The 17,906-nt window shown below is 71.7% G+C and carries 13 protein-coding genes; 9 read left to right on the forward strand and 4 right to left on the reverse strand.

The annotated features are described in order from the left end of the window. The first annotated feature begins 7 nt into the window (after nucleotides 1–7). A complete protein-coding gene (gene hslU / locus CKO43_RS18125; RefSeq protein WP_200379482.1) occupies nucleotides 8–1,315 on the forward strand; it encodes an ATP-dependent protease ATPase subunit HslU in 1,308 nt (435 codons plus the stop codon). Nucleotides 1,316–1,325: 10 nt separating this feature from the next. Here the strand turns inward: hslU and CKO43_RS18130 are convergent, their stop codons facing one another. Next, nucleotides 1,326–2,093, reverse strand: coding sequence for a type III pantothenate kinase (locus CKO43_RS18130; RefSeq protein ID WP_200231445.1), 768 nt, complete (start codon nucleotides 2,091–2,093; stop codon nucleotides 1,326–1,328). A gap of 188 nt (nucleotides 2,094–2,281) precedes the next feature. On the opposite strand from CKO43_RS18130, the gene icmF reads away from it, so the two are divergent. Further along, complete coding sequence (gene icmF, locus CKO43_RS18135) at nucleotides 2,282–5,569, forward strand: fused isobutyryl-CoA mutase/GTPase IcmF (protein ID WP_200379468.1); 3,288 nt, start codon at nucleotides 2,282–2,284, stop codon at nucleotides 5,567–5,569. 49 nt (nucleotides 5,570–5,618) lie between these two features. Here icmF and CKO43_RS18140 read toward each other — a convergent pair whose 3' ends face one another. Then, the gene (locus CKO43_RS18140) at nucleotides 5,619–5,933 is read right to left on the reverse strand and encodes a CcdB family protein (protein ID WP_200379469.1); all 315 of its coding nucleotides are present in this window, start codon (nucleotides 5,931–5,933) and stop codon (nucleotides 5,619–5,621) included. A 4-nt stretch (nucleotides 5,934–5,937) separates the two neighbouring features. Beyond that, nucleotides 5,938–6,207 carry a type II toxin-antitoxin system prevent-host-death family antitoxin gene (locus tag CKO43_RS18145; protein WP_200379470.1) on the reverse strand — a complete coding sequence of 90 codons (270 nt, stop codon included), beginning with the start codon at nucleotides 6,205–6,207 and terminating at the stop codon, nucleotides 5,938–5,940. Between the two features lie 127 nt (nucleotides 6,208–6,334). On the opposite strand from CKO43_RS18145, the gene CKO43_RS18150 reads away from it, so the two are divergent. The 6 genes from CKO43_RS18150 to CKO43_RS18175 all read left to right on the forward strand — a co-directional run bounded on the left by CKO43_RS18150 (nucleotide 6,335) and on the right by CKO43_RS18175 (nucleotide 14,458). Beyond that, on the forward strand, nucleotides 6,335–8,143 hold the full coding sequence (locus tag CKO43_RS18150) for a tetratricopeptide repeat-containing diguanylate cyclase (RefSeq protein ID WP_200379471.1): 1,809 nt from the start codon (nucleotides 6,335–6,337) through the stop codon (nucleotides 8,141–8,143). 79 nt (nucleotides 8,144–8,222) lie between these two features. Next, on the forward strand, nucleotides 8,223–9,713 hold the full coding sequence (locus CKO43_RS18155; RefSeq protein WP_200379472.1) for an AMP nucleosidase: 1,491 nt from the start codon (nucleotides 8,223–8,225) through the stop codon (nucleotides 9,711–9,713). Nucleotides 9,714–9,770: 57 nt separating this feature from the next. Next, nucleotides 9,771–11,177, forward strand: coding sequence for an efflux transporter outer membrane subunit (locus CKO43_RS18160; RefSeq protein ID WP_200379473.1), 1,407 nt, complete (start codon nucleotides 9,771–9,773; stop codon nucleotides 11,175–11,177). Further along, a complete protein-coding gene (locus tag CKO43_RS18165) occupies nucleotides 11,174–12,481 on the forward strand; it encodes an efflux RND transporter periplasmic adaptor subunit (RefSeq protein WP_200379474.1) in 1,308 nt (435 codons plus the stop codon). Before CKO43_RS18160 ends, CKO43_RS18165 begins: the two co-directional genes overlap by 4 nt. Nucleotides 12,482–12,548: 67 nt before the next feature. Further along, nucleotides 12,549–13,256: an ABC transporter ATP-binding protein gene (locus CKO43_RS18170; RefSeq protein ID WP_043814333.1), complete on the forward strand. Its 708-nt coding sequence runs from the start codon at nucleotides 12,549–12,551 to the stop codon at nucleotides 13,254–13,256. Then, nucleotides 13,247–14,458, forward strand: a complete 1,212-nt coding sequence (locus CKO43_RS18175) for an ABC transporter permease (protein WP_200379475.1) — start codon at nucleotides 13,247–13,249, stop codon at nucleotides 14,456–14,458. The genes CKO43_RS18170 and CKO43_RS18175 overlap by 10 nt, the downstream gene beginning before the upstream one ends. Here CKO43_RS18175 and CKO43_RS18180 read toward each other — a convergent pair. Continuing rightward, on the reverse strand, nucleotides 14,433–15,632 hold the full coding sequence (locus CKO43_RS18180; protein ID WP_200379483.1) for an MFS transporter: 1,200 nt from the start codon (nucleotides 15,630–15,632) through the stop codon (nucleotides 14,433–14,435). The genes CKO43_RS18175 and CKO43_RS18180 overlap by 26 nt on opposite strands. A gap of 192 nt (nucleotides 15,633–15,824) precedes the next feature. Between CKO43_RS18180 and fusA the strand changes: the two genes are divergently transcribed. Further along, nucleotides 15,825–17,885, forward strand: a complete 2,061-nt coding sequence (gene fusA / locus CKO43_RS18185) for an elongation factor G (RefSeq protein WP_200379476.1) — start codon at nucleotides 15,825–15,827, stop codon at nucleotides 17,883–17,885. The last annotated feature ends 21 nt before the right edge of the window (nucleotides 17,886–17,906 follow it).

Genomic DNA, 17,906 nt, shown 5'->3' on the forward strand with positions numbered 1-17,906 from the left:
CCATTCGATGACCCCGCAGGAGATCGTCTCCGAGCTCGACCGCCACATCGTCGGCCAGAACGCCGCCAAACGCGCGGTCGCGATCGCGCTGCGCAACCGCTGGCGGCGCCAGCAGGTCGACGAGAAGCTGCGTGGCGAGATCACGCCGAAGAACATCCTGATGATCGGCCCGACCGGCGTCGGCAAGACCGAGATCGCGCGCCGCCTGGCGCGGCTGGCCGACGCGCCCTTCGTCAAGGTCGAGGCGACCAAGTTCACCGAGGTCGGCTACGTCGGCAAGGACGTCGACACCATCGTGCGCGACCTGGTCGAGGTCGCCGTCAAGCAGGAGCGCGAACGCGCCATCCGCCGCCATCGCGCCAAGGCCGAGGACGCCGCCGAGGAACGTGTGCTCGACGCCCTGGTGCCGCCGCCGCGCGACCTGCGCGAAAGCGGCGACAACACCGCGCGCCAGGTGATGCGAAAGCGCCTGCGCGAAGGCTCGCTCGCCGACAAGGAGATCGAGATCGAGGTTGCCGAGGCCAAGCCCTCGCTCGAAATCCTCGGCCCCCAGGGCATGGAGGAGATGGCCGAGCAGTTGAAGGGCCTGTTCTCGCAGATGGGCCAGGGCAAGCGCAACGTGCGCAAGCTGAAGATCTCCGAAGCGCTGGAGCGCCTGGTCGAGGAAGAGGCCGGCAAGCTCGTCAACGAGGAGGAGATCCGCGCCGCAGCGCTGGCCCATGCCGAAGGCAACGGCATTGTCTTCATCGACGAGATCGACAAGGTCGCCTCGCGCTCCGAACACGGCGGCGCCGACGTCTCGCGCCAGGGCGTGCAGCGCGACCTGCTGCCGCTGGTCGAAGGCACGGCGGTCAGCACCAAGTACGGCATCGTCAAGACCGACCACATCCTGTTCATCGCCAGCGGCGCTTTCCACCTGGCCAAACCCAGCGACCTGATCCCGGAACTGCAAGGGCGTTTCCCGATCCGCGTCGAGCTCGGTTCGCTGTCGGTCGACGACTTCGAGGCCATCCTGACGAGCACCCACGCCAGCCTGGTCAAACAGTACCAGGCGCTGCTCGCGACCGAAGGCGTGACGCTGGAGCTGGCGCCAGAGGCCGTGCGCCGCATTGCCCAGATCGCCTTCGAGGTCAACGAGCGCACCGAGAACATCGGCGCGCGCCGCCTGGCCACGGTGATGGAGCGCCTGCTCGACGAGGTCAGCTTCGACGCACCCAACCGCGACGGCCAGACGGTGACGGTCGATGCCGCCGAGGTCGACCGCCGCCTGGGCGAACTCGCGCGCGACGAAGACCTGTCGCGCTACATCCTCTAGCGCGGGCGCGCTAGAGCGCCAGCCGGTGGGCCTGCATCGCCAGCAGGCCTTCGAAGATCAGCGTATCGACGATCTCGAACGGCAGGTCGACCATGGGCGCCAGCTTGACGGCGGCGCCGCCGGTCATCAGCAGCAGCGCCGACGCCCCGGTGCGCTGCAGCAGGCGCCGGTGCTGGCGTTCGACCGCGCCGGCCAGCGCCACCGCGCCGCCGCTCATCAGCGCGTCGCTGGTGTTGGTCGGGAAGTCGACGACCTCGCCGGTGGGCACCTTCAGGCCCGCGGTGCCCATCTCCAGCGCACGCAGCATCAGGCCGAACCCGGGCAGGATCAGGCCGCCGAGGAAGTGGCCGTCGGCGTCGATCGCGTCGACCGTGACCGCGGTGCCGACCATCACCACCAGCGCCGGCCGCGGCCGGCCTTCGGCCAGCACGCGCTGGCGCGCGCCGACCAGCGCCGCCCAGCGGTCGGCGCCGAGCCGGCTGGGGTGCTCGTAGCCGTTGACCACGCCGCACTCGTGCGCTGCCGGCACGATCCAGCGCGGGTCGATGTCCCAGAGTTCGAGCTGCTGCTCGGTGCGCCGGCGCACCACGTCGCCGGCGACGGCGCAGCCCAGCATCGAAGCCGGCGCCGGCAGCGCCTTCCAGTCGGTGTCGGCCAGGGTGTCGATGGTTTCGTGGAAAGCGGCCCCGTGCGCCAGCAGCCGGGCACCCGGACGCGGCCCCGCGTAGAGCGCCCACTTCAGGCGGGTATTGCCGATGTCGATGGCGAGAAAAGTCATGGTGCGAAACAGTGGCCGCGGACGGCACGAGGGCGCGAGCGTAGCAGCGCGGCAAAGGTGACGCTCGTCATTTTGTCGAGCGGGATAACCCCGAGGCTTTCGCTCTGCCGCGGCGACGGCGGCGCGGCATGATGCAAGTGACGTTGACGTAAACGTCAACCGCGTGCAACCGCCTCACGACGACCGCCATGACCGAGCTGTCCGCCGACTACCAGGCCCTCGCCGCCTACCGCCCGACGAACAAGGTTCGTTTCGTCACCGCCGCCAGCCTGTTCGACGGCCACGACGCGTCGATCAACATCATGCGGCGCATCCTCCAGGGCATGGGCTGCGAGGTCATCCACCTCGGCCACGACCGCTCGGTCGACGAGGTCGTCAGCGCCGCGCTGCAGGAGGACGTGCAGGGCATCGCGATCAGCAGCTACCAGGGCGGCCACGTCGAGTATTTCAAGTACATGGTCGACCAGCTGCGTGCACGCGGCGGCGCCGGCATCCAGGTCTTCGGCGGCGGTGGCGGCGTCATCGTGCCGGCCGAGATCCGCGAGCTGCAGGCCTACGGCGTAGCGCGCCTGTACAGCCCCGAGGACGGCCAGCGCATGGGCCTGGCCGGCATGATCGGCGAGATGGTGATGCGCTGCGACCACGACCTGTCGCCGCAGGCACCCACCGACGCCGCCGCGCTGCGGGGCAACGGCGACGCCGCCTGGCGCGCGCTGGCGCAGGCGATCACGGCACTGGAGAACGGCCGCGCCGACCCGGGCCTGCGTGCCGCGCTGGCCGCCGCGCCCAAGACCGCGCCCGTGATCGGCATCACCGGCACCGGCGGCGCCGGCAAGTCCAGCCTGACCGACGAGCTGATCCGCCGCCTGCGCCTGGACCAGGACGACGCGTTGCGCATCGCGGTGATCTCGATCGACCCGAGCCGGCGCAAGAGCGGCGGCGCGCTGCTCGGCGACCGCATCCGCATGAACGCGATCGGCCCCTGGAGCCGCGGCCCGCGCGTCTTCGTGCGCAGCCTGGCGACACGCGACTTCGGCAGCGAGATCAGCCAGGCCCTGCCCGAAGCGCTGCTGGCGGTGCAGGCCGCCGGCTTCGACCTCGTCGTCGTCGAGACCTCGGGCATAGGCCAGGGCGACGCGGCCATCGTGCCGCACGTCGATCTGCCGGTCTACGTGATGACGCCCGAGTTCGGCGCTGCCAGCCAGCTCGAGAAGATCGACATGCTGGACTTCGCCGAGTTCGTCGCGATCAACAAGTTCGACCGCAAGGGCGCCGCCGACGCCTGGCGCGACGTCTGCAAGCAGGTGCAGCGCAACCGCGGAGACTTCTCCGCGCGGCCCGAGACCATGCCGGTGTTCGGCACCATGGCCAGCCGCTTCAACGACGACGGTGTCACCGCGCTGTACCAGGCGCTCAAGCTCCGGCTGCAGGCCCTCGGCCTGGCGCTGGCCGACGGCCGCCTGCCGCCGGCGGCGACACGCCACTCGACGCACCAGACACCCATCGTGCCGGCCGCGCGCACGCGCTACCTGGCCGACATCGCCGACACCGTGCGCAGCTACAAACGCCGCGCGCAGGAGCAGGCGGCGCTGGCGCGAGAGATCCAGCAGTTGCACGCCGCAGCGGCGATGCTGCGCGCCGAGAAGAGCGAGCGCCAGCGCGCCGCCGAGGCCGCCAGCGACCTGGCCGCGCAGCGCGAGGAACGCCTGGATCCGCACGCGCGCAAGCTGCTCGCGCAGTGGGACGAGTTGCAGCGCGCCTACGCCGGCGACGAATACGTCGTGAAGATCCGCGACCGCGAGATCCGCAGCGCGCTGACGCACACCACGCTGTCGGGCAGCAAGATCCGCAAGGTCTCGCTGCCGCGCTACGAGGACGACGGCGAGCGCCTGAAGTGGCTGCTGCTGGAGAACGTGCCGGGCAGCTTCCCCTACACCGCCGGCGTGTTCGCGTTCAAGCGCGAGAACGAGGACCCGACGCGCATGTTCGCCGGCGAAGGCGACGCCTTCCGCACCAACCGGCGCTTCAAGCTGCTGTCGGCGGGGCTGCCGGCCAAGCGCCTGTCGACCGCCTTCGACTCGGTGACGCTGTACGGCCACGACCCCGAGCCGCGGCCCGACGTCTACGGCAAGGTCGGCAACTCGGGCGTGTCGATCGCGACGCTGGACGACCTGAAGGTGCTGTATTCGGGCTTCGACCTGTGCGGCCCCAGCACCTCGGTCAGCATGACGATCAACGGCCCGGCGCCGACGATCCTGGCGATGTTCCTGAACACCGCCGTCGACCAGCAGCTGGAGAAGTTTCGCGCCGACAACGGCCGCGAGCCCACCGACGACGAGGCGGCGAAGATCCGCGCCTGGGTGCTGGAGAACGTGCGCGGCACGGTGCAGGCCGACATCCTGAAGGAGGACCAGGGCCAGAACACCTGCATCTTCTCGACCGAGTTCAGCCTGAAGGTGATGGGCGACGTCGCCCAGTGGTTCGTGCAGCACGGCGTGCGCAACTTCTATTCGGTGTCGATCTCGGGCTATCACATCGCCGAAGCCGGCGCCAACCCGATCAGCCAGCTCGCGTTCACGCTCGCCAACGGCTTCACCTACGTCGAGGCCTATCTGGCGCGCGGCATGCACGTCGACGACTTCGCGCCCAACCTCAGCTTCTTCTTCAGCAACGGCATGGACCCCGAGTACACCGTGCTCGGCCGCGTCGCGCGCCGCATCTGGGCGCTGGCGATGAAGCAGCGCTACGGCGCCAACGAACGCAGCCAGAAGCTGAAGTACCACGTGCAGACCAGCGGCCGCAGCCTGCACGCGCAGGAGATCGCGTTCAACGACATCCGCACCACGCTGCAGGCGCTGATCGCGGTCTACGACAACTGCAACTCGCTGCACACCAACGCCTACGACGAGGCGATCACGACGCCGACCGAAGAAAGCGTGCGCCGGGCGCTGGCGATCCAGCTCGTCATCAACCGCGAGTGGGGGCTGGCTCGATGCGAGAACCCGAACCAGGGCGCCTTCGTCATCGACGAGCTGACCGAACTGGTCGAGGACGCGGTGCTGGCCGAGTTCGAACGCATCAGCGAACGCGGCGGCGTGCTCGGCGCGATGGAAACCGGCTACCAGCGCGGCCGCATCCAGGAAGAAAGCCTGCACTACGAGACGCTGAAGCACTCGGGCGAGTACCCGATCATCGGCGTCAACACCTTCCGCTCGGCCGCCGGCGACCCGGTGCCCGAGAGCATCGAACTCGCGCGTTCGACCGAGGACGAGAAGCAGAGCCAGCTCGCGCGCCTGGCCGAGTTCCACGCCCGCCACGCGGCCGCGGCGCCGGCGATGCTGCGCCGGCTGCAGCAGGCCGTCATCGACGACGGCAACGTCTTCGAGGTGCTGATGGACGCGGTGCGCGTGTGCTCGCTGGGCCAGATCACGGGCGCGCTGTTCGAGGTCGGCGGGCAGTACCGGCGCTCGATGTAGGCGCGGCGCGCGAACCCGGGCCTAGCGGCGGCATGCCGCCGCTCAGGCCTCAGCCGCCCGACAGCACGAGGTCCAGGGCCGCGACCAGCACGCTGGCCTGCTCGGCCACGTTGTCCACCGGCTGGCGCAGCAAGCGGGCGGGCAGCGGCGACGCGTAATGCGCCAAGGCGTTCAGGCGCTGGCCCTTGACCGTGACGACCGGGCACAGCGTCGCCGGCACCTTGCCGGCGAAGTCCAGCCGTGCCAGCGGCAGCGTCAGCCGGGTGGCCAGCGCATCGAGCAGGTCGCTCTGGATCACCACGACATACGGAATGCCGGCGGCCGAACTCGCGCTGGGGTTGGCGAAGACGTCGTACTGCGCCACGGCGTCACCAGGGCCGCAAGTCGTCGCCGGGAATGCCGTTGGCCTCCACCCAGGCGTTCTGCGCCGCGATCCAGTCGCCGAACTCGGCTTCGAAGTCCTGCCGGCGCGCGCTGCGCCCGGCCTGCCCCTGGTTCGCCTGCAGCTGCTGGTAATGCTCGACCGACACGATGACGGTGTCGATCTGGCCCGCCTTTTCGACGAACACCGGTTCGCGTTTGGCCTGGGCGCAGATGCTGCCGAACCGGTTCTTGGCCTCGGTCGCCGTGACACGCATCGTGGACCTCCTCGTGGATTAGCCATTTTAGCCACCGACGCCGACACGTCACGACGGGCACGAGGGCGCCCCGCCCGGTCCGGTGGCCGGATGTCCCCAAAGCGGTGGACGCTGCCGATAATCGGTCATGACCGCGGCCGCCGTCCGTCCGAAGGCGCGTGCCCAGGCCCGCCGCCTGGGGCGCAGCGCCTGGGCCTTGCTGCACGAGGACTCGTCGCGTTCGGCGCTGCTGGCCGAACAGGCGCTGGACAGCGCCGGCGACGACCCGGTGGCGCGCGGCTGGGCGCTGCTGACCCACGGCTTCCAGCAGCTCTTCTTCGCCACGCCGGCCGAGGCGGTGCCGGTGCTGGACGCGGCGCAGGCGGCCTTCACCGCGGCCGGCGACGCTGCCGGCCGCATCCTCGCCGGCAGCGGGCTGGCACGGGCGGCCTGGCGCGCCGGGCGTTTCGCCGATGCGCTGGAGCTCGCGCTGTCGCTGCGCGGCGAAGGCCTGCGTGTGCTGCGCGGCGAGCAGCGCGGCGTGCTGCTGAACGCGATCGCCGGCTGCTACTCGGCCCAGGGCCGCAGCGACCTCGCCTTCGCCTACATGTACGAGGCGCTGCGCGACGCCGCGCCGACGCGCGGCCCGGGCCACGGCCTGGACGCGGTGCTGCACTGCAACCTCGCGCACGAGCTGCTGCAGATCGGCGACTGCCACGAGGCGCTGCGCCACGTCGACAGCGGCATCCAGCGCTGCCGGCGGCTGAACAACCCGCGCCTGGCCAGCGTGCTGTGGATCAACCGCGTCATCGGCCTGACCGAACTGGACCGCACGCAGGAAGCGATCGCCGACATCCACCGCATCTGCGAGCTGCCCGCCGACGCCTCCGGGCGCGGGCGCCTGGCCTCGCACTTCGAGACGCTGGCGATCGCCGCGCTGCGTGCCGGCGAGACGGCGCTGGGCGCCGAGCTCGTCGCACGCGCCGAAGCCGCCTATCACGCCGACATCCCCGACGAACACGTGGAGCTCGCGGTCGCACGCGCACTGCTGGCGCAGGCCGGCGGCCGGCTGGCCGATGCGCTGACAGCGCTGCAGCCTGTGCTCGCGCTTGCCGGCGAACCGCCGGCACCGGGCCTGAGCCACCGCGTGCGCTGCCTGTACCTGCTGACACGCGCCGACCTGCTCGAACGCCTGGGCGACGCCGCCGGCGCGCTGGCGGCGATGCGCCAGTGGCAGCACGTGCACCTGCAGCGGTCGGCGCTGGCCTCGCGCGCCCGCTACCAGGCCGCGGCGCTGCAGACCGAGCTGCTGCGGCTGCAGCAGCAGGTCGACGAACACGACGCGCGCCGGCGCGAGATCGAGGCCGTTAACGCCCAGCTCTCGCGCCGCGTCGCCGAAGTCCAGGCGCTGCAGGAACGCCTGCGCCAGCAGGCCACGCGCGACGAGCTGACGGGGCTGTTCAACCGCCGCCACCTGAACGAGACATTGCCGCAGATGCTGGCGCTGGCGCGCCGCGAGCGCCAGCCGCTGGCGGTGGCGATCATCGACCTGGACCACTTCAAGGCCGTCAACGACCGCCACGGCCACGCCAGCGGCGACCGCCTGCTCGCCGCCTTCGGCCGCCTGCTGGCGACGAACTCGCGCCGCAGCGACGTCGCCTGCCGCTACGGCGGCGAGGAGTTCTGCCTGCTGATGCCGCGCACCGACGCGCTGGCGGCGCGGCGCAAGGTCGCGGCGCTGCTGCGGCGCTGGCGCGCCGAGTGTTTCGACCTCGGCGGCGCCCGGCTGGATTCGCTGTCGTTCTCGGCCGGCGTCGCCGACTCCGAACGCTGCCCCGGCTGCGAGACGACGCTGCTGAAGGCCGCCGACGACGAACTGCTCGCGGCCAAGCGCCAGGGCCGCAACCGCGTCTTCGCTGCCGACGGGCCGCCGCCGGACGTGCCGGCTGCCGCCTGAGCCGGCCTCCGGCAAGCCGTCACCACCTCGGGTGATACTCGGCTCGCGGCGGGAGCACCGCCGGCCTTGCCGAGAGCCCATGACGAACGCACCGTTCATCGCCCCCACCCGTTTCGACGACCCTGCTGCCGCGCTCGCCCGGGTGCGCGAGATCTACGACGGCGGCATCGGCCACCTGCGCGAGCAGCTGCGGCGCTACGTCGCCGGCGAGCGGCTCACGGGCCACGTGCGCGCCTGCTACCCCTTCGTGCGCGTGCGCACCAGCACCGTCGCCCGCGCCGACTCGCGCCTGTCCTACGGCTTCGTCGCCGGCCCCGGCGTCTACGAGACGACGCTGACGCGCCCCGACCTGTTCGCGCGCTACTACCTGGAGCAGCTGACGCTGCTGCGCGAGAACCACGGCGTCGAGCTCGAAGTCGGCACCAGCACCCAGCCGATCCCGCTGCACTTCTCGGTCGGCGAGGGCGACCACCTCGAAGGCTCGCTCGACCCCGCGCGCCGGCTGCTGCTGCGCGACCTGTTCGACCTGCCCGACCTGGGCGCGATGGACGACGGCATCGCCAACGGCACGCACGAGCCGGCGCCCGGCGAGCCGCAGCCGCTGGCGCTGTTCACGGCGCCGCGCGTGGACTACTCGCTGCAGCGCCTGCGCCACTACACCGGCACGACGCCGGGGCACTTCCAGAACTTCGTGCTGTTCACGAACTACCAGTTCTACATCGACGAATTCGTGCGCCTGGGGCGCGAGGCGATGGCCGACCCGGCATCGCCCTACAGCGCCTTCGTCGAGCCGGGCAACGTCGTCACGCGCCGCAGCGGCCTGCCCGCCGAGCCCGGCGACGAGGCCGGCCGCGAGCCGCCGCGGCTGCCGCAGATGCCGGCCTACCACCTCGTCGGCCCCGAGGACGGCGGCATCACGATGATCAACATCGGCGTCGGCCCGTCGAACGCGAAGACGATCACCGACCACGTGGCCGTGCTGCGCCCGCATGCCTGGCTGATGCTGGGCCACTGCGCCGGGCTGCGCAACTCGCAGCAGCTCGGCGACTACGTGCTCGCCCACGGCTACGTGCGCGAAGACCACGTGCTCGACGAGGAGCTGCCGCTGTGGGTGCCGATCCCGCCGCTGGCCGAGGTGCAGCTGGCGCTGGAGCAGGCGGTGGCCGAGGTCAGCAAGCTCTCGGGCTACGACCTCAAACGCATCATGCGCACCGGCACCGTCGCCAGCACCGACAACCGCAACTGGGAGCTGCTGCCCGGGCGCAACGCCGCGACCACGCCCGAACGCCGCTTCAGCCAGAGCCGCGCGGTGGCGCTGGACATGGAAAGCGCGACCATCGCCGCCAACGGCTTTCGTTTCCGGGTGCCCTACGGCACGCTGCTGTGCGTCAGCGACAAGCCGCTGCACGGCGAGATCAAGCTGCCCGGCATGGCCAACACCTTCTACCGCGAGCGTGTCGACCAGCACCTGCGCATCGGCATGCGCGCCGTCGAGCTGCTGCGCGAGGAAAAGCCCGGCCGGCTGCACAGCCGCAAGCTACGCAGTTTTGCCGAGGTCGCTTTCCAATAAGCGTTTCTTTACATGGTCGCCATAGAGTGGCGGCGACTGCGCTTTACAAAACCAACTGTGAACAGAAGAAACCGTTACCGCCTCGCGGCCTGCGCGTGGGCGGCCGTGCTGGCCGGCTGTGCCAGCGTCGCGCCGACCGCGCCCGCTGACCGCAGCCAGGTGGCGGCGACGCTGCCCACGGGCTGGAGCCGCGCCGCCCCGGCGGCCGATGCCGCCGCGGCACCCGACTGGTGGGCCGGCTTCGACGACCCGCTGCTGGCGCCGCTGGTCGACGACGCACTCGCCGCCAACCTCGACCTTGCCTCGGCGCGCGCCAGCGTCGAGCGTGCACGCGCGCTGCGCGACCTGGCCGACGCCGGCCGTCAGCCGCAGCTGGGCAGCTCGGCCAGTGGCGGCCGGGTGCGTTCGGGCGAGAACTACTCGCGCCAGCTCTCGGTCGGGCTGGACGCGAGCTGGGAGGCCGACTTCTTCGGCGCCAGCGCCGCCACCAGCGCCGCGGCCGGCGCTGACCTGGCCGCTGCCGGCGCGACGCTGCAGGCGACGCGGCTCTCGGTCGCCTCCGAAACCGCGATCGCCTATCTGCAGTGGCAGGGCACACGCGAGCAGCTGGCGATCGCACGCGACTCGACGGCGAGCCAGGAGCAGACGCTGCAGCTGGTGCAGTGGCGCGTGCAGGCGGGGCTGGCGAGTTCGGTCGACGCCGAGCAGGCGCGCGCCAACCTCGAGCAGACGCGCGCCCAGCTGCCGGCGCTGCAGACGACGCTGCAGCAGACCGAGAACTCGCTCGCGCTGCTGCTGGGCCAGGCGCCGGCGACGCTGGGCCCGCGCCTGGCGGCGGCACCGGCCGCGTTGCCGCGGGTTCCGGCGATGCCCGCCGGCGTGCCCGCCGACCTGCTGCGCCGCCGCCCCGACCTGCTGGCCGCCGAATGGAACGTCGGTTCGGCGCTGGCGACGCTGGACGCGCGCCGCGCCGATCGCCTGCCCAGCTTCGCGCTCAGCGGCAGCCTGGCGCTGCGCGCCGCCACCTGGTCCGGCCTGGGTGGCGCCGGCGCCGTGGCCGCCAGCGTGCTGGCGGGGGTCAACTGGCCGGTGTTCGACGGTGGCGCGACACGCGCCCAGATCGCCGCCCAGCAGGCGACGCTGGCGGCGACGCAGGCGAGTTACCGCGCCGCGGTGCTGAACGCGCTCGCCGACGTCGAGGACAACCTGGTGGCGCTGGACCGCGGCAGCGAACGTGTCGCCGCGCTCGAACGCGCCGCCGACGCCGCGGCCAACGCCGCCGAACTGGCACGCGCGCGCTACCGCAGCGGGCTGATCGACTTCGGCACGCTGCTCGACGCCGAACGCAGCCTGCTGTCGGCACGCAGCACGCTGGCCGGTGCCCGCACCGATTTCGCACTCGCCGGAGTGCGCCTGTACAAGGGCCTGGGCGGCGGCTGGTCCGCCGAGGCGACGAGACCATGACCGACAAGAACGACAAGAACGACGTCCAGGCACTGCTGGGCGCCGAGGCCCACCGCCCCTGGTGGCGCCGGAACACGATCTGGGTGGCCGGCGTGGTGCTGGTGCTCGTCGGCGCCGGGCTGTTCGTCGCGCAGCAGCGCGCGGCCAGCCAGGCCGCGCCACGGTTCGTCACCTCGCCGGTGGCGCGTGGCACGCTCTCGATCACCGTCACCGCCACCGGCACGCTGCAGCCGACACGCTCGGTGGCCGTCGGCAGCGAACTCTCGGGCACCGTCGCGCGTGTTTTCGTCGACGTCAACGACCGCGTGAAGAAGGGCCAGGTGCTGGTCGAGCTCGACACCGCCAAGCTGCGCGACTCGGTCGCCGGCTCGCGTGCCAGCCTCGCCGCCGCCGTCGCCCAGCGCCACCAGGCCGAGGCCACGCTGGCCGAAGCGCGCGCCAACCTCGCGCGCTACGAGGAAGTGGCGCGGCTGTCGGGCGGCAAGGTGCCGTCGGCGGCCGAGCTCGACACCGCGCGTGCGACCGCGCTGCGCGCCGAGGCCGACCTGGCCGCGGCGGCCGCCAGCGTGACCCAGGTGCAGACGGCGCTGTCGACGAACGAGACCAATCTCGCCAAGGCCTCGATCCGCTCGCCGATCGACGGCACCGTGCTCGCGCGCACCGTCGAGCCGGGCAACGCCGTGGCCGCGTCGCTGCAGGCGGTGACGCTGCTGACGCTGGCCGAGGACCTGACGAAGATGAAGCTCTCGGTCGACGTCGACGAAGCCGACGTCGGCCAGGTGCACAACGGCCAGAGGGCGCGTTTCACCGTCGCCGCCCAGCCCGGGCGCTACTACCCGGCGCGCATCACGCGCGTGGCCTTCGGCTCGACCAAGACCGACAACGTCGTCACCTACACGACCGACCTGGAGGTCGACAACGGCGACCTGTCGCTGCGCCCGGGCATGACGGCGACGGCGACGATCGCCGCCACCGAACGCGAGAACGTGCTGCTGGTGCCCAACAGCGCGCTGCGCTTCAAGCCCAACCTGGCCGGCGCGCCGGGCGCCGGTGGCGGCAACGACGGCATCATGTCCAAGCTGATGCCGCGCCCGCCCGGCATGAGCGGCTACCGCCGCTCGCTCGGCGGCCCGGGCAAGAGCGCCGACAGCGGCAAGGGCACGATCTGGGTGCTGAAGGACGGCCAGCCGGTGGCGCTGGAAGTGAAGAAAGGCCTGTCCGACGGCCGCCAGACCGAGGTCTCGGGCCCCGGCGTCGCCGAGGGTCTGGCGGTGATCACCGATCAGGCGAGCGCGGCGCCATGAGCCCTCAGGACTTGTCCGGGGCTCATTCCCGCCTGGCGGGATCGGCCGCAGGCCGGAGGGTGCTCCGATGACGACCCTGCTGGAGCTTTCCGGCATCACCAAGACCTACGGCGAAGGCAGCGCCGCGTTCCGCGCCTTGCGCGGCATCGACCTGGAGATCCCGGCCGGCGAGTTCACCGCGGTGATGGGCCCCAGCGGCTCGGGCAAGTCGACGGTGATGAACCTGATCGGCTGCCTGGACACGCCGACCAGCGGCAGCTACCGCTTCCGCGGCGTCGAGGTCACGGGCATGAGCCGCGACCAGCGCGCGCTGCTGCGCCGCCGCCACATCGGCTTCGTCTTCCAGGGCTTCCACCTGCTGGCGCGCACCAGCGCGCAGGAGAACGTCGAGCTGCCGCTGCTGTACCGCGGCGAAGGCGCCAAGCAGCGCCACGCCGCGGCGCGGCGCGCGCTCGAGCAGGTCGGCCTGGCGGGCTGGGAGCACCACACTCCTGCCGAGCTCTCGGGCGGCCAGCAGCAGCGCGTGGCGATCGCGCGCGCCATCGTCACCGAGCCGACGCTGCTGCTCGCCGACGAGCCCACCGGCAACCTGGACAGCGAACGGGGCCGCGAGGTGATGTCGCTGCTGGTGTCGCTGAACCGCGAGCACCGCATCACCGTCGTGATGGTCACGCACGAGCCGGACATGGCGGCCTACGCCCAGCGCATCGTGCGTTTCCGCGACGGTCTGATCGCCGGCGACGAACGTGTCGCGGAGGCCGAACGATGCTGCTGAACACGCTGCTGCTGGCGCTGCGCGCGATCCGGCGCAACCTGATGCGCTCGGTGCTGACGACGCTGGGCATCGTCATCGGCGTGGCCGCCGTCGTCACCATGGTCACCGTCGGCAACGGCGCGACCAAGGCGGTGCAGACGCAGATCCAGAGCCTGGGCAGCAACCTGCTGATGGTGCGACCGGGCCAGCGCATGGGCCCGGGCGGCGGCGGAACCGGCGGGCCCTCGTTCAAGCTCGCCGACGCGACCGCGATCGCGACCCAGATCGGCGGCGTCGCCGCCGTCGCGCCCGAGGTGCGCGCCAGCGTCACCGTGGTCGCCGACAACCGCAACTGGTCGACCACCGTCACCGGCAGCACCAACGACTACTTCCCGGCGGGCAACTGGAAGATCGCCGCCGGGCGCATGTTCGAGCAGCCCGAGCTCGATGCCGGCGCCGCCGTCTGCGTCATCGGTCAGACGGTGCGGCGCGAACTCTTCGGCGCCACGACCGATCCGCTGGGCCGCAGCGTGCGCATCAAGCAGTTCACCTGCAGCGTGATCGGCCTGCTCGCGTCCAAGGGCCAGGGCGCGATGGGCATGGACCAGGACGACATCATCATCGTGCCGGCCAACACCGCGCAGCGCCGGCTGACCGGCAGCACGCGCGTGCAGACGCTGCTGGTCTCGCGCCAGGAAGGCAGCGACGCCGAACGTGTGAAGGCCGGCATCACCGAGCTGCTGCGCGAGCGCCGCAAGCTCGGGCCCGCCGACGACGACAACTTCAACGTGCTCGACACCCAGCAGGTGGCCGACACGCTGTCGGGCACGACCAAGCTGCTGACTTCGCTGCTGGGCGCGGTGGCGGCGGTGAGCCTGCTCGTCGGCGGCATCGGCATCATGAACATCATGCTGGTCAGCGTCACCGAGCGCACGCGCGAGATCGGCCTGCGGCTGGCGATCGGCGCGATGGAGCGCGAGGTGCTGGCGCAGTTCCTGATCGAGTCGGTGGTGCTGGCCGCGCTCGGCGGTCTGGTGGGCCTGGTGCTGGCGACGGGTGCGTCGATCGGCATCTCGGCGCTGCTGTCGGTGCCTTACGAGTTCCAGCTCGGCATCAACCTGCTGGCCTTCGGCTTCTCGGCGGCGATCGGCGTCGTCTTCGGTTTCGTGCCGGCGCGGCGCGCGGCGCGCCTGGACCCTATCGAGGCCCTGCGCCACGAGTGAGCAGCGGGCGCAGCGCGAACAGGCCCAGCACCGGGCCGATCGCCAGCGCCGGCAGCACCGCCGCCAGCGGCCAGCGTGCCGCGGCGGCGACGAAGAGCTGGATGCTGACGATCGAGATCGCAAAGCCGATGCTGTTGGCCAACGTCAGCACGCTGCCGACCAGCGCCGGCGGCGCGTTCGTCGCCGTCAGCGCCGAGAACTGCGGCGAGTCGCCCGCCACCGTGACGCCCCACAGCAGCAGCCAGGCGGCGAACACCGACGCCGGTGCGTCCAGCATCCAGGGCGAGGCCAGGCAGCACAGGCCGCTGGTGGCGAGCTGGGCGCCGGCGACACGCGCGCTGCCGATACGGGCCGCGACCCAGCCGCCGCCGGCGCAGCCGATGGCGCCGGCGCCGAGCACGACGAAAGCCGCCCACGACAGCGCCGGGCCGGCGAGCCGGGTCGCCAGCACCGCCGGCACCAGCACCCACATCGTGTAGAGCTCCCACATGTGGCCGAAGTAGCCGAGGATGGACGCGCGCACGCGCCGGTCGGTCGCCGCCGCCCACAGCGCGCGCAGCGGCAGCCCGGAGCCCGAGGCGCGTGGATGCGGCGGCTCGGGCACGAGCCCGAAGACGAGCAGGCCGGCTGCGGCCGAAGCCAGCGCGACGCCGTCGAAGACCACGCTCCAGGGCCAGCCGGCGGACAAAGCGCGCAGCGCGTGCGGGCTGGCGCTGCCCAGGATCAGCGCGCCGATCAAGAGACCTAGCGCAGACCCCAGCCCCCGCGGGAACCACAGCGCCGCGAGCTTCATGCCCACCGGGTAGATGCCGGCCAGGCAGAAGCCGCCGAGCGTGCGCCAGACGAGCAGCGCGTCGAAGTCGGCCGCGTGATGCCGCGCCATCGCCGCGCAGCCGGCACCGGCGAGCGCGCAGACGAGGAAGACGAGCCGGGCCGGAAAACGGTCGGCCACCGCCAGCAGCGCGAACAGCAGCGCGCCGGCGATGAAACCCAGCTGCACGGCCGAGGTCAGCGTGCCGACGGCCGTCGGCGGCCAGCCGAAAGCAGCCTGCAATTCGGGCATCACCGCGTTTGCGGCGAACCAGGTGGAGGTGCCGGCCAGCTGCGCCAGCACGATGACCGGCAGCACGCGGCGCGGTGCCGGCGCGCTCGCGCGAGGGGGCTCGGACAGCATCGTCATGGCGAGGCTAGCGCCTGCCGCGTCGCCGCCACAGCGGGGGCGAACCCGGGGGTGCAGCGCTTGCGCGCGCTCAAGCGCGCCTCTCGTGACCAGCTTGTGTCGCCAGGGGCGATCCCTTAACCTGAACCCGGCCTATCCGTTGACAAAACTCAGGCCGCGCCGCGGCCGCACGCTAAGGAGAAGAGCATGCCCAGCACCCTGTCTGGCGCAAGCGCAGGCATCGAGTCGATCCGCACGCTGGCGTTCGTCGGCCCTTCGGCCTCCGGCAAGACCACGCTGGCCGAAGCCCTGCTGCACCGCAGCGGCGTCGTCGGCACGCCGGGCAGCATCGAGCGCGGCACGACGGTCAGCGACCACGACCCGCTCGAGCGGCGCATGCAGCACTCGCTGAACGCCAGCGTGATGCACCTGACGCACGCCGACACGCGCCTGCACTTCATCGACACGCCCGGCGGCGCCGACTTCCTCGGCCAGAGCCTGCCGGCGCTGGAAGCCGTCGAGACCGCCGCGGTCGTGATCAACGCCGCCACCGGCATCGAGCCGATGGCGCAGCGCATGATGGATTACGCCGCCATGCGCCGCATGGACCGGCTGGTCGTCGTCAACCGCATCGACGTGCCCGGCGTGGACCTGGCGGCGCTGCTGACGCAGATCCAGGCCGCCTTCGGCAAGGAATGCCTGCCGCTGAACCTGCCGGCCGACGGCGGCGCCCGCGTCGTCGACTGCTTCTACAACCGCGCCGGCGACAGCGACTTCGGCTCGGTCGACGCCGCCCACCGGGCGCTGGTCGAGCAGGTGGTCGAGGTCGACTCCGAGTTCGTCGACCGCTACCTCAACGACGGCGACGTCGACCCGTCCGAACTGCACAAGCCGCTGGAGCAGGCGCTGCGCGAAGGCCACCTGATCCCGGTGTGTTTCGTCTCGGCGCGCACCGGCGCCGGCGTCGCCGAGCTGCTCGACGTCATCGTCAAGCTGCTGCCCAACCCGACCGAGAGCAATCCGCCCGAGTTCCTGAAAGGCGAAGGCGCCGAGGCGCAGCCGATGCAGCCCGAGGTCGACCCGGGCAAACACGTGCTGGCCCACGTGTTCAAGGTCACGGTCGACCCCTACGTCGGCAAGATGGGCATCCTGCGCGTGCATCAGGGCACGGTGCAGCAGAACCAGCTGCTCTACGTCGGCGACGGCCGCAAGCCGTTCAAGGTGACGCACCTGTACCTGCTGCAGGGCAAGGAGCACGTCGAGGTGGCGCGTGCGCTGCCGGGCGACATCGTCGCCGTGCCCAAGGTCGACGAGCTGCACTTCGACGCCGTGCTGCACGACGCCGCCGAGGACGACCACATCCACCTCAAGCCGCTGGACTTCCCGGTGCCGGTGCACGGCCTGGCGATAGGCCCCAAGCGCCACGGCGACGAGCAGCGCATGTGGGAGATCCTGGGCAAGCTGGTCGACGAAGACCCCTGCCTGAAGGTCGAGCACGTCGCCGCGACCAACGAGACCATCGTCTACGGCCTGGGCGACCTGCACCTGCGCACGCTGCTGGAGCGCCTGCGCGAGGTCTACAAGTTCGAGGTCACGACGCGGCCGCCGCGCATCGCCTACCGCGAGACCGTCACCGCCAACGCCGAAGGCCACCACCGCCACAAGAAGCAGACCGGCGGCGCCGGCCAGTTCGGCGAGGTGTTCCTGAAGATCGAGCCGCTGGAACGCGGCGCCGGCTTCGAGTTCGTCGATCAGGTCAAGGGCGGCGTGATCCCGACGCAGTTCCTGCCCGCGGTCGAGAAAGGCGTGCGCGAGGTGCTGACGACCGGCGCGGTGGCCGGCTACCCGGTGGTCGACGTGCGCGTCATCGTCTACGACGGCAAGCACCACAGCGTCGACAGCAAGGAGATCGCCTTCGTCACCGCCGGCCGCAAAGCCTTCATGGCGGCGATCCGCGAAGCCCGGCCGATCGTGCTGGAACCCATCGTTCACATCGAGATCGCCGCGCCCGACTCGGCGATGGGCGACATCACCGGCGATCTGGCGGCCAAACGCGGCCTGGTCACCGGCACCGCCAACGGCGCCGCCGGCAGCGTCGTGATCCGCGGCCAGGTGCCGATGTCCGAGCTGACGGCCTACCAGTCGCGGCTGAACGCGATGACCAGCGGCCAGGGCCGCTACACGATCTCGCTGTCGCACTACGACCCGGTGCCGCCGAACGTGCAGCAGCTTCTGGTGAGCCAGCACGAGGTCAAGGAAGACGACTGAAAACCCGCGCGCGGCGGGAAC

The organism is Rubrivivax gelatinosus (assembly GCF_016583785.1).
GTDB classification, from domain to species: Bacteria; Pseudomonadota; Gammaproteobacteria; order Burkholderiales; family Burkholderiaceae_C; genus Rubrivivax; species Rubrivivax gelatinosus_B.